Source organism: Nocardia sp. NPDC024068, from assembly GCF_040638875.1.
Taxonomy (GTDB): Bacteria; Actinomycetota; Actinomycetes; order Mycobacteriales; family Mycobacteriaceae; genus Nocardia.
In genome coordinates this window covers 19424-31150 of record NZ_JBEZYU010000061.1, presented here as the reverse complement: position 1 = coordinate 31150, position 11727 = coordinate 19424, and the positions used below count along the sequence as shown (strand labels likewise).

General features: G+C 69.2%; 11 protein-coding genes. 3 read left to right on the top strand and 8 right to left on the bottom strand.

Annotated features, from left to right (window positions below):
• The first annotated feature begins 377 nt into the window (after window positions 1-377).
• On the top strand, window positions 378-2015 hold the full coding sequence (pgi, locus tag AB0F41_RS27680; protein ID WP_357428801.1) for a glucose-6-phosphate isomerase: 1638 nt from the start codon (window positions 378-380) through the stop codon (window positions 2013-2015).
• A 4-nt stretch (window positions 2016-2019) separates the two neighbouring features.
• Here the strand turns inward: pgi and AB0F41_RS27675 are convergent, their stop codons facing one another.
• Window positions 2020-3411, bottom strand: coding sequence for a hypothetical protein (locus AB0F41_RS27675; RefSeq protein ID WP_357428799.1), 1392 nt, complete (start codon window positions 3409-3411; stop codon window positions 2020-2022).
• A gap of 179 nt (window positions 3412-3590) precedes the next feature.
• Here AB0F41_RS27675 and AB0F41_RS27670 point away from each other — a divergent pair, with 179 nt between their 5' ends.
• Complete coding sequence (locus AB0F41_RS27670; RefSeq protein WP_357428797.1) at window positions 3591-5210, top strand: acyl-CoA dehydrogenase family protein; 1620 nt, start codon at window positions 3591-3593, stop codon at window positions 5208-5210.
• Between the two features lie 56 nt (window positions 5211-5266).
• On the opposite strand, the gene AB0F41_RS27665 is transcribed toward AB0F41_RS27670, so the two are convergent.
• The 7 genes from AB0F41_RS27665 to AB0F41_RS27635 all read right to left on the bottom strand — a co-directional run bounded on the left by AB0F41_RS27665 (window position 5267) and on the right by AB0F41_RS27635 (window position 10849).
• Window positions 5267-6403: a lipase family protein gene (locus AB0F41_RS27665; protein ID WP_357428795.1), complete on the bottom strand. Its 1137-nt coding sequence runs from the start codon at window positions 6401-6403 to the stop codon at window positions 5267-5269.
• 123 nt (window positions 6404-6526) lie between these two features.
• Entirely contained in the window at window positions 6527-7057 is a 531-nt protein-coding gene (locus tag AB0F41_RS27660) for a hypothetical protein (protein ID WP_357428793.1), read from the bottom strand.
• Between the two features lie 78 nt (window positions 7058-7135).
• Window positions 7136-7933: a family 1 encapsulin nanocompartment shell protein gene (locus tag AB0F41_RS27655; protein ID WP_357428791.1), complete on the bottom strand. Its 798-nt coding sequence runs from the start codon at window positions 7931-7933 to the stop codon at window positions 7136-7138.
• Complete coding sequence (locus tag AB0F41_RS27650; RefSeq protein WP_357428789.1) at window positions 7930-8982, bottom strand: Dyp-type peroxidase; 1053 nt, start codon at window positions 8980-8982, stop codon at window positions 7930-7932. Before AB0F41_RS27650 ends, AB0F41_RS27655 begins: the two co-directional genes overlap by 4 nt.
• Window positions 8983-9031: 49 nt before the next feature.
• Window positions 9032-9358: a cupin domain-containing protein gene (locus AB0F41_RS27645; RefSeq protein ID WP_357428787.1), complete on the bottom strand. Its 327-nt coding sequence runs from the start codon at window positions 9356-9358 to the stop codon at window positions 9032-9034.
• A gap of 133 nt (window positions 9359-9491) precedes the next feature.
• Window positions 9492-10013, bottom strand: a complete 522-nt coding sequence (locus AB0F41_RS27640; RefSeq protein ID WP_357428784.1) for a dihydrofolate reductase — start codon at window positions 10011-10013, stop codon at window positions 9492-9494.
• Window positions 10010-10849 (bottom strand): thymidylate synthase, encoded by an 840-nt coding sequence (locus AB0F41_RS27635; RefSeq protein WP_357428782.1) that lies wholly within the window; start codon window positions 10847-10849, stop codon window positions 10010-10012. Before AB0F41_RS27635 ends, AB0F41_RS27640 begins: the two co-directional genes overlap by 4 nt.
• A 108-nt stretch (window positions 10850-10957) precedes the next feature.
• Here AB0F41_RS27635 and cobF point away from each other — a divergent pair, with 108 nt between their 5' ends.
• On the top strand, window positions 10958-11698 hold the full coding sequence (gene cobF, locus AB0F41_RS27630) for a precorrin-6A synthase (deacetylating) (RefSeq protein ID WP_357428780.1): 741 nt from the start codon (window positions 10958-10960) through the stop codon (window positions 11696-11698).
• Window positions 11699-11727: the final 29 nt, after the last annotated feature.

The following is an 11727-nucleotide window of genomic DNA, read 5'->3' as shown; positions in this document are numbered from 1 at the left end:
CGCATGTGGCGAAGCCACGAGTCTCGAGGGCTGACAGCAGACGCTAAGGGGGCCGAACCCCGCGCGCGCCAGCGCGCCAATAAACACAGCACCTTCACGAGCAAGGTCACCTGCCCCACCTTCGCGAGCAAGGTCACCTGCCCCACCTTCGCGAGCAACGCCACCTACCCCACCTTCGCGAGCAACGCCACCTACCCCACCTTCGCGAGCAAGGCCACCTACCCCACCTTCGCGAGCAACGTCACCTACCCCACCTTCGCGAGCAAGGTCACCTGCCCCACCTTCGCGGATGGGGTGCCCGGACAGGCAAACACCCAAAGGCGCCGAACCCCGCGCGCACCAGCGTGCCGAAAACCACTCTTGTACGCTCGGTGGGTGTGAGCGTCGACATAACCGCATCGGCGGCATGGCGGAAATTGCACGAGCATCACAGTGCGACGGCCGCCCTACGGCTACGGGACCTGTTCGCCGAGGATCCGGCGCGCGGGCGGGATCTGATCTTGACCGCGGGGGAGCTGCGGGTCGACTACAGCAAGCACCGGGTGACCCGGGAAACGCTGCAGCTGCTGGTCGAACTGGCCCGGGAGGCCGGGGTGGAGGCCCAGCGCGACCGCATGCTGCGGGGTGAGCACATCAACACCTCCGAGGACCGCGCGGTCGGGCATACCGCGCTGCGGTTGCCCAAGGGGTCTTCGCTGACCATCGACGGTGTGGATGCCGGGGCGGCGGTCCACGAGGTACTCGACCGGATGGGCGCCTTCGCCGAGTCGGTGCGCTCGGGGCAGTGGCGCGGCGCCACCGGCGAGCGGATCCGCACAGTGGTGAACATCGGCATCGGCGGTTCGGATCTCGGACCGGTGATGGTGCATCGGGCGTTGCGTCACTATGCCGACGCGGGCATCGGCGCCCGGTTCGTCTCCAATGTCGATCCCGCCGATCTGGTGGCCACGCTTGCCGACCTCGACCCGGCGACCACTCTGTTCATCGTCGCGTCGAAAACCTTTTCCACCCTGGAAACCCTGACCAACGCGACCGCGGCCCGGCGCTGGCTGGTGGACGCACTGGGCGACGAGGCGGTGGCGAAGCATTTCGTCGCGGTGTCCACACATGCCGGGCGGGTGGCCGAGTTCGGTATCGACACCGCCAATATGTTCGGCTTCTGGGATTGGGTCGGCGGCCGCTATTCGGTGGATTCGGCCATCGGGCTGTCGGTGATGGTGACCATCGGTCCCGCGCGATTCGCCGAATTCCTGGCCGGGATGCACACCATGGACCGGCATTTCGCGACCGCGCCGCTGGAGGCCAACGCACCGGCGCTGCTGGCGCTGCTGGGCATCTGGTACGCGAATTTCTTCGGCGCCCAATCGCGGGTGGTACTGCCGTATTCCAACGATCTGGCCCGGTTCCCGGCCTATCTGCAGCAGCTCACCATGGAGTCGAACGGGAAATCGGTGCGCGCCGACGGCAGCCCGGTGACCACCTCCACCGGGGAGATCTTCTGGGGCGAACCCGGCACGAACGGCCAGCACGCCTTCTATCAGCTGCTCCACCAGGGCACCCGGCTGATTCCGGCCGATTTCATCGGGTTCGCCCGGCCCACCGACGATCTGCCCACCCGCGACGGCACCGGCAGTATGCACGACATCCTGATGAGCAACCTGTTCGCGCAGACCAAGGTGCTGGCGTTCGGGAAAACCGCCGAGGAGATCGCCGCCGAGGGCACACCCCCGGAAGTGGTTCCGCACAAGGTGATGCCCGGGAACCGGCCCAGTACCACGATTCTGGCGCCGCGGCTCACCCCGTCGGTGCTGGGTCAGTTGATCGCGCTCTACGAGCACCAGGTGTTCGTGGCCGGGGTCGTCTGGGGTATCGACAGTTTCGATCAGTGGGGTGTGGAACTCGGTAAACAGCAGGCGCTCGAATTGGCGCCGCTGCTCACCGCGGCCGATGATCCCGAACCCCAGGGCGATTCGTCTACCGACGCCGCGATCCGCTGGTACCGGGCCAACCGCTGACCGGCTACCACGGCGCCAGCGGCAGACCCGCGCGCGCCGCGATCCCGGTGACGAACCGGTGCAGCGCACCGGAATCGGCCACACGCTCGGGGTAGAGCCCGGCGAGGGTGAGAATGTAGTCGTCGCGGTAGCGGCACAGATACCCCGACAGCCGGGTGCGGGGGCGGCCGCCGTAGGTCAGGCCGGGGTGGATCGCACGGGTCGCGACACCGGTGCACTCATGCGTTCCGAACATATGCAGCGCGGGCGGGATGACACCGATATTCGAGCACAGGATGTCGCGCTCACCGGCGCCCCGCGACAGCCGGTACGCCACCCGGTCCGGTACCAGGTGCAGGAACTCTTCCGGTAGCCCCGCCGGACTCGACATCCGATACTCGTAGGCGGCCCGGCTCTTCGCCCGGATCGCGGCCGGACCGTCGGTGGGTCGCAGCACGATCTCGGTCACCGCGAGATCGTTGTCGACACGCGGTTCGTCGCGGGTGTCCACGGGCAGACTCGCCGCGATCCGGTCGCGCGGGAAGCCGGCCGCCCACAGGGTCTGGGCCACGAGCCAGATGAACAGGCTGTTCGCCGTCCCCCCGGACTCCGCCGCGATCCGCTCCCATTCCGCCGCCGAACATCGCAGGATCAGTCCTGATACCGGAAGGTTCGAGGTGCCCGCGGCCGGAAGGTTCGAGAGGTTCGTGTCGGAGAGATCCGGGGCGCCGTTGCCTCGCCCGGCTGCATGGCTCGCCCCGCGAACCCCCTGCACAGCGGCACGGGACGTACCGCGCAGCACCCTGCCCCAGACCCACGCCGCATCGGCCCAGTCCGACTGCAGAAGACCTGCGACCGGCCCACCGGTCGGCTCCGCCGACTGTTCTCTCCCCTGCTCCGCTCCCCCCGCACGATCCGCCACCGACGTGGGATCCGGCCCCGCCACCGGCGCGCGATCCGGTTCCCCCCGGCCCCCGGTGAGAACCGCAAGCGCCTGTTCGGCCGCGATGATCAGCCCGCGCGCGTCGGCGAGGACATGGGAACAGGTGAGGGCGACGACGGTGCCACCGTCGGTGACCGGTGCGGCGGCCAGCCGCCACCCGGGTTCCCGGGCCGGGTCCAGATCCTCGCCGAGCGTCTCTGCCCAGCGGACGACCTCGGCGGGTGCCAGCGGTGCCGGCGCGAAGCCGATCGGATGGGCGCTCTCGTTGCGCCGCCACTGCGCCCGCGCCCCCGGGACCCGGGACCGCTCCACCCGGCGGCCGAGCGGCCCGCCGCGCAGCGCCTCGTGCAGCCGGTGCAGTTCGGCGGGTGCCACGGGGTCGCCGGTGCGCCACAGTCCCTGGAGGGCGATGGGGGTGCCCATCCCTCGATGGGTCCGCAGAAAGATCTCGTCGACGACGCTCAGCCGGCGCATCCGCCCAGGCTATCCGTTGTCCGGCCGCAGCCGGCGCCGGTGGGCGGACGCCGCGGCGAGTTCCTGCGCGCGGCGAGCGCGCACCGCGTCCCGCCCCGTGAGCCACCCTCGGACAGCCGATACCGACCGGTCCCGATCCCGTGCGTGACGGCATGTGACGGCAGTCGCATAATCATGGGATGCGCACGCACGAAGTCAGCAACCAGGTTCCGCCGATCACCCCGTTCGATTTCTCCCGGGACCCGGCGTTGCTGACCGGCTTGCATCGCGAGGGCGCGGGTTGGGCCGAGGACGAGGTCCGGGCCCTCGGCGTGCTGTCCGGAAGCGAAGAGGCGCAGGAATGGGGCCGGCTCGCCAACGAGTACCCGCCGCTCCTGCGCACCCACGACCGCTACGGTCACCGGGTCGACGAGGTGGAATTCCATCCGCACTGGCACGACCTGATGACGGTCGCGGTGGAGCACGGGCTGCACGGCACGCCGTGGACCGAGGAGCGCCCCGGCGCCCATGTGGCGCGGGCCGCGAAGTTCTATGTCTGGGGCGCCGCCGACGCAGGCCATATGTGCCCCATCTCGATGACCTACGCGGTGATCCCGGCGCTGCGGCACAATCCGGAGCTGGCCGCGAAGTACGAACCGCTGCTGGCGGCCCGCAGCTACGATTTCGGCCTGCGCGAACCGTCCACGAAGACGGGGCTCATCGCCGGCATGTCGATGACCGAGAAGCAGGGCGGTTCCGATGTCCGCGCCAACACCACCACCGCGACGCCGCAACCGGACGGCTCCTACCGGCTCGTGGGTCATAAATGGTTCACCTCCGCGCCGATGTCGGATATGTTCCTGACCCTCGCGCAGGCGCCGGGCGGACTGTCCTGCTTCCTGCTGCCCCGGGTTCTGCCGGACGAGTCCCGTAACCCGATTCGCCTGCAACGGCTCAAGGACAAGCTCGGCAACAAATCGAACGCCTCGGCCGAGATCGAATACGAGAACGCGACCGGCTGGCTGGTGGGCCCGGAGGGCGCCGGGGTGAAGACCATCATCGAGATGGTCAATATGACCCGGCTGGATTGTGTGATCGGGTCGTCGGTCGGGATGCGCCTGGCGACCGTACGCGCGGTGCAGCACGCCCGGCACCGGCAGGCGTTCGGTGCCGCCCTGATCGACCAGCCCGCGATGCGCAATGTGCTGGCCGATCTGGTGATCGAATCCGAGGCCGCGACCACCGTGATGCTGCGGCTGGCCGGAGCCACCGACCGCGCCCCGGCCGATCCGGCCGAGGCCGCGTTGCGCCGGATCGCGCTGGCCATCACGAAATACTGGGTGTGCAAACGGGCGTCGGTCCATGCCGCGGAGGCGCTGGAATGCCTCGGCGGTAACGGCTACGTCGAGGAATCGGGGATGCCGCGGCTGTACCGCGAGGCGCCGCTGATGTCGATCTGGGAGGGATCGGGCAATGTGGCCGCGCTCGACGCGCTACGCGCGATGGGCACCCAGCCGCAGACGGTGGAGGCCTACTTCGACGAGGTGTCCCGGGCACGCGGCGAGAATCCGCACCTCGACCACGCGATCGACCGGGTCGGCAAGGAGCTCGCCGACCGCTCCGATATCGAGTACCGGGCGCGTCGCGTGGTCGAGCTGATGGCGCTGGTATTGCAGGGCGCGCAACTCGTGCGGCACGGTCACCGGGCGGTGGCGGACGCGTTCTGCGCCTCCCGCCTCGGCGACGACTGGGGTGCCGCCTTCGGCACCCTGCCCCTGGGCGTGGACACCGCGGCCATCATCGAACGCGCCTACGTCTGACGCCCGAGATCGAAACACTCGGCGCGCCTGCCGGCCGGAACACCCGGCGGGACCGCTCAGCGGGCCGGGAGCACCTGCCCGAGGAAGGTCAGGGCGCGGTCCAGTCCGCCCTGATCCGGCAGATCGTCGTGTCCGGCCTCGAGCAGCTGGATCTCGTGCCGGGTGCCGTGCTGAGTGAACTGCGCGGTCAGCGCGAGGGTGAGCGGTAGCGGGACGACGGTGTCGTAGTAGCCGTGCACCACCAGGATCGGGTCCTGGTAGCCGCTGACCGGCACCCCCATGTATTCGCGCATCGCCGGCGCGAATTGCGGATCGTCGAGCGGGCGGGCCAGCAGTTCGCCGACCTTCGCCGTCGCCAGCATGGCCCCGGCGCGGGCATTGCAGCGTACGGCGAGCCCGTCGACGAAACGCTGCCCGGCGGGGGTCAGGTAGTCGTCGACGTCGACGCCGAGTTTCGCTCCGGTCATCCCGGCCAGCACCATCGGGACGGAGCGGCCCGTGAATCCCGGCATCTCCGGCTGGCCCGGCCGGGAGCGCAGGAAAATCGTCTCCAGATTGCTGACCGGGGCCAGCGCCGCGGTCCCACGGAAATCGAGTTCGGGAGCGTACGACGGGGCGAGGTGGCCGGTCCCGAGTGCGGCATGCCCGCCCTGGGACACCCCGGCGACCGCCCAACTCCGGGAGAGGACGGTGAACCCGGCGTGCGCGGCGCGGACGGCATCGACGGTGGCGGTGGCCTCGGTGCCGGTTTGCAGATACGGGTGCGGTCCCGGCGAACCGGGGCTCAGGCCGATGTAGTCGGGGGCGACGACGGCGTATCCCGCGTCGTTGAGCCGCGACACCGCCGGGGCGGTCCCCTGCTCCAGCTGTTCGGAGCCGGTGAGCCCGCATTCCTGGCCCAGGCCGGAGGTACCGTGATCCCAGGCGACCACCGGCCAGCCGCCCACGGGGGGCCCGCCCTCGGGGAGCCGGACCACGGCCTCCGCGGGGACCAGATCCCCGCCCGGTCCCGTGGTGACGTATTCGATCCGGTGGACCTCGCTCAGGCCGCCCCAATCCCGGTCGAGTGGTTCATCCGACAGCAGCTTTCCCGGATGCCAGGCCGTCTCGGCCTGCGCTGTCGCCGGCATCCCGGCGCAGAGCGCCGCGACGAAGGTCAGTACCCCCACGATTGCCCGGGCGAAGTGAAGCATTCCTCTCCTCTGCCGTACGGCGTTCGGGTCGTCCATGGCTTCGGGTTCTCCATGGTCGCAGCCCTCCGCTGAGGCAGCCGGGCGGGTGTCGCGTACGGGCCGATGGCCCGGGTGCGCCCGGTGTCAGCGGGTCGGTGGTGCGATCTGCCAGTGCCGTTCGAGCGCTCCCGCGATATCGGGCAGAACGGTCACCGGAATACGCTTGAGCCGCAAAATATTCCGTATCTGGTTGATCTGTTCCCGCTTACGGAGATCATATGCGCCGGAAATCGGACCATTTACCGGCGGAATGGAGAGCAGCACTATTTCGCTGTGTGGTTCCGCACCCTCGGTCAGGTCGAGTGCCAGCGACCAGCGCGACTGTTCGTCGAGCCCGAAACGTCCCGCGATCACCCGGTCCCAGTCGATATCGGTGACCGACCACGGCGTACGCCGGTGGATGGCTTTGTCGGTCAGCACCACGGCGTCCCGTTTGAACAACGCGACCAGGGCCGGCACCGCGAGAACCGCGCCGAGCACGATCCCGGTGAAGATCCGGCCCACCCCGAACAGCGATACCGTCGGAACCGTCACCGCCGCGATCACCACGACGGCGGCCAGGCCGTAACCCACGATTCGTGCCATGGGCACCACACCCGCGTGCACCCTGTGCATACCGACTCCGTTTCACCCCGCGAACTGGTGTTGCAGGCCACACCGTACCCGACCTCGGTCGCCCGGCCGGGCGGCACTTCAGCGCAGCGCTACGGCGGCTTCGGCGGAGTAGACGTGGAAGGTCATGCTCTGCTGGAAGTACAGCTGCACGGTGTCGGCATCGTGGGCCAGATAGCCGATGGACAGGTCCTGGCCCAGGGTGAGGTCGAAATCGCCGCCGCGGGTGGTGAGCACGAACGCACCGTCGATGGCGGGCGCCCAGATGATCTCCCCCTCCGGAACCAGGCGCTCCAGATGAGTGCGCAGCGGATGTCCGTGGTTGGAGGTCTCGCTCACCTTCGTGTAGAGGTCGGCGCTGAGCAATACCGAATAGGGGCCGTCGACACCGGCCAGCCGCAGCTGGCTCACCGCCAGCGCGATCACCTCGGGCACCCCGAACACATCGTCGGGCAGGGCGATCTCCTTGTTCGACGAACCCTCTCGCATACCGGTGATCCCCGCGGCCGCGTAGCCCTCGAATACGGCCCGGTCCTCGGCGAAGGCGATATTGCGCGCGGCATCCTTGACCGGGTCGAGGTCGGTGTCCTGGGCCCCGCGCTCGACATTGTCGAGCTCCTCCCGGGACAGGGTGAACGGCACCCGCAGCTCGACCAGCGGGGCCACCACGCGCTGCCGGGCCTGCACACCGTCGTGCGGCGCGGCGATCGGGGCGGTGTGCCCCAGACCCCGCGCCGAATAGTCGGTGCCGTGCGGACCGGAAAGATCGACCACGCGCCGCCCGGCGTTATGACGTTTGAAGGTGCGGGAGGCCTCTTCTTCGATCACCGACCAGGCCGCGTCCGTGATCGGCGCCAGTTCGCGATGCAGGTTGTTCATACGGTCCTACTCCTTTTCAACGTGCCGATACCGAGGGAACCGTCCGCGACCGGCGGAGAGGCCGGTTCCGGAACCGGGGGTTCGACCGGCGTCGCCGCTACCGCCTCGACGGGCGCGGCGGGCAGATCGTCGAAGAAATCCTGCGGCGGGACGAAGAACAGGGTGCCGGTCACCGCGGTGGAGAAATCCAGGATGCGATCGTGGGTCGCGTCGTCGGTGCCGAGGAACATCCGCTCGAGCATGATCTCGGTGGTTCGGGGTGTTGCCGAATAGCCGACGAAATACGTCCCGAACTCGCCTTCGCGGATACTCCCGAAGGGCATGTTCGCGCGCAGGATCTCCCGTTCGGTACCGTCCGGCTCGATCACCTGGTTCACCGCGATATGCGAGTCCGGGGGTTTGATGTCGTCGCCGAGTTCGAAATCCTCGAGTTTGGTCCGGCCGATGACCCGCTCCTGCTCCTGCACGGGCAGCGCCCGCCACGCCGTGAGATCGTGCAGATACTTCTGCACGATCACATAGCTGCCGCAGGTGAAATCCGGATCACCGTCCCCGATCAGCGCGGCGAGACCGGCGTCGGATTCCGGCAGCGCCCCCTCCGGGTTCTCCGTCCCGTCGACGAAACCGAGCAGATCGCGCTGTTCGAAGTAACGGAAGCCCACCGTTTCGTCGACGATCGTGGCCACCCCGGACAACCGGTCCCCGATGGCCATGGCGAGTTCGAAACACGCGTCGTGCGCCTGGGCACGGATATGAAAGATCAGATCACCCGCGGTGGCGGGAGCCCGGTGCAGCGGGCCGTCGTAGCCGGGAAACTCGTGCAGTTCGGCCGGACGCGGCCCGGCGAACAGCCGATCCCACGCGGCCGAGCCGATCCCCGTGATACAGCCCAGCCCGGCGCCGGGCAGCCGGAAACCGATCGCCCGGCGCAGGCCCGGAAGTTCCGCCAGCAGATCCCGCACCGCCGCCTCACCGCCCGGGTCGATGGTGGCGACGAGAAAATGCGCGGCCGGGGTGAGCGGTTCGAGAATTGGCTGCGGCTGCCCCATGATCGACAACATTACCGCCGAACCGGCGGCGCGCCGGGAACCCGGGCGGTTACTTCGCGACCGTCAGCAGGAATGCCACATCGTCGATCGCCCGCACACTGTGCCGGGCCTTCGGCACCACCAGCAGATCGCCGGCGGAACCCTTCCACTCGTTGTCTCCGCTGTGCAGGGTGAGCGTTCCGGTGAGGACCAGCAGCGTGGACTCACCCTGATTGTCGTGTTCGGCCAGGCTCTGCCCCGCGCACAACCCGACCACCGTCTGCCGTAGTGAATTCGCGTGACCGCCGTAGATGGTCTGGGAACTACGACCGCTGGTGACCGTCGCGGCCAGTTTCAACTGCTGCCGGGCGACCGCTGTGAGCGATTTCTTGTCCATGGGACCGCCTTCCGCCTCCGCGTCCCCGCGACCGGGCTGATGATCGCGGGCGGTACCGCCGAGTATGCCCGACGCAGGTCCGGCATTCCGGTGTTTTCCGCGGCCGGGACTTCGGAGCGGATCGGGCCGCCGGTCAGCGCCGGGTGAATCGCCGGATCCGGTAGCGCAGACCGGTCGACGATACGAGCCAGCGGTCCGGATCGCCGGACCGCCATTCGGGCCCGAGTTCCGGGGCGTGCGCATCACCGGCGACCGCGGTATCCACCTCGGTGATCAACAGTTCGGTCGCGTGCGGCAGGGCGTACCGGTAGATCTCGCCGCCGCCGATCACCCAGGTCGTGGCGGGCGCGGCCGACTCCAGCGCCGCGGCGACCGATCCGGCGGTTTCGGCGCCCTCCGCCGCCCAGCCCGGCTGCCGGGTCACCACGATATTGCGGCGGCCGGGTAGCGGGCGGACGCGTTCGGGCAGCGAATCCCAGGTCCGGCGGCCCATGATCACCGGATGTCCGGTGGTGGTCTCCTTGAAGCGGACCATATCCTCGGGAACCCGCCACGGGATGGTGTTGTCCACCCCGATCACGCCGTCGGGTGTCTGGGCCCAGATCAGTCCGATCACGCGGGCGGGTTCGGGCACGGGTAGGGGCGCGGCGGTCACACTGCCACCGGCGCCTTGATCGCCGGATGGTGGCGGTAGTCGTGGACCCGCACATCCTCGTAGCGGTAGCCGAACAGCGAGTCCGCCGCCGCCAGCTCCAGCGCCGGGAAGGGATACGGGTCGCGGGTCAGCTGCTCGGTGACCTGCTCGACGTGGTTGTCGTAGATATGGCAGTCCCCGCCGGTCCAGATGAACTCTCCGGGTTCGAGCCCGGCCTGCTGCGCGACCATCAGCGTGAGCAGCGAATATCCGGCGATATTGAACGGGACCCCGAGGAACAGGTCGGCGCTGCGCTGATACAGCTGACAGGACAGCCGGCCCTCCGCGACGTAGAACTGGAACAGCGCGTGGCAGGGTGCCAGCGCCATCCGGTCCAGATCGGCGACGTTCCACGCCGATACCAGCATGCGCCGGGAATCCGGATCGGTGCGCAGGGTGTGCAGCACCTGGGTGAGCTGATCGATATGCCGGCCGTCGGGGGTGGGCCAGGACCGCCACTGCACCCCGTACACCGGGCCCAGCTCGCCGTCGGCGTCGGCCCATTCGTCCCAGATACGGACGCCGTGCTCCTGCAGCCATCGCACATTGGAATCGCCGCGCAGGAACCACAGCAGTTCGTACACGATGGACTTGAGGTGCACCTTCTTGGTGGTGATCAGCGGGAAACCGGCCGCCAGGTCGTAGCGCAGCTGGTGACCGAACACGCTGCGGGTACCGGTACCGGTGCGGTCGCCCTTGGCGGCGCCCGTCTCCAGCACCGTGCGGAGCAGGTCTTCGTATTGGGTGTCCGGAGCGCGTCGCGGGTCCGGGACGTGACTGTTCGCTGCGCTGACCACGCGCCGAGCTTACTTCCGGACCGGCGCGCCGCCCCAGCCGACCCGCGGCCGGGCCCGCGCCGGCGGGCGCCCGGCGGGCCGGGTTTCCCCGCCTGCCAAGCTGGCCCCATGCGCGAGCTGTATGTGATCGGTATCGGCGCCGGCGACCCCGACCAGGTGACCTGGCAGGCGGTGCAGGCCCTCCGCCGGGTGGACGTGTTCTTCGTGATCGGAAAAGGCGAAGAGAAACAACAGCTCGTGGCCGTGCGCACCGCGATCCTCGACGAACACCGCGATCGCCCCTACCGCATCGTCGAGATCCCCGACCCACCGCGGGACCGCGCGCCCGACGACTACCGGAGCACGGTCCTGGACTGGCACGAACGACGCTCGCTGCTGCTGGAGGAGGCGTTCGCGGAAGCCGAGGGTGTGGGCGGCATCCTGGTGTGGGGTGATCCCGCCCTCTACGACAGCACCCTGCGGATGGTGGAACGTATCCTCGACCGCGGCGCGCAGCGCTTCGAGTACACCGTGATTCCGGGCGTCACCAGCGTGCACGCCCTCGCGGCCCGGCACCGCACCGTCCTGCACCGGATCGGCGAACCGGTGCACATCACCACCGGCCGGCGGCTGCGCGAGGACGGGCTCGCACCGGGTTCCACGGTGGTGATGCTCGACGCCGACTGTTCGTTCACCACCGTTCCCGCCGATACCCACATCTGGTGGGGCGCCTACCTGGGCATGCCCGAGGAGGCCCTGATCGCGGGCCGGGTCGGCGAGGTGGGACCGGAGATCGCCCGGCGGCGCGCCCTGCTGCGTGCACGCCACGGCTGGATCATGGACATCTACCTGCTACGGGGTCCGCAATGAGCGGCCCGGCGCCGCGCGGGTCGTAGCAT

Excerpts from the sequence above, each read along its gene's own strand:
- AB0F41_RS27645 (WP_357428787.1), bottom strand. The coding sequence starts at position 9,358 with ATGGACAAGAAATCGCTCACAGCGGTCGCCCGGCAGCAGTTGAAACTG.
- AB0F41_RS27650 (WP_357428789.1), bottom strand. The coding sequence starts at position 8,982 with ATGGGGCAGCCGCAGCCAATTCTCGAACCGCTCACCCCGGCCGCGCAT.
- AB0F41_RS27655 (WP_357428791.1), bottom strand. The coding sequence starts at position 7,933 with ATGAACAACCTGCATCGCGAACTGGCGCCGATCACGGACGCGGCCTGG.
- AB0F41_RS27660 (WP_357428793.1), bottom strand. The coding sequence starts at position 7,057 with ATGCACAGGGTGCACGCGGGTGTGGTGCCCATGGCACGAATCGTGGGT.
- AB0F41_RS27670 (WP_357428797.1), top strand. The coding sequence starts at position 3,591 with ATGCGCACGCACGAAGTCAGCAACCAGGTTCCGCCGATCACCCCGTTC.
- cobF (WP_357428780.1), top strand. The coding sequence starts at position 10,958 with ATGCGCGAGCTGTATGTGATCGGTATCGGCGCCGGCGACCCCGACCAG.
- AB0F41_RS27665 (WP_357428795.1), bottom strand. The coding sequence starts at position 6,403 with ATGCTTCACTTCGCCCGGGCAATCGTGGGGGTACTGACCTTCGTCGCG.
- AB0F41_RS27675 (WP_357428799.1), bottom strand. The coding sequence starts at position 3,411 with ATGCGCCGGCTGAGCGTCGTCGACGAGATCTTTCTGCGGACCCATCGA.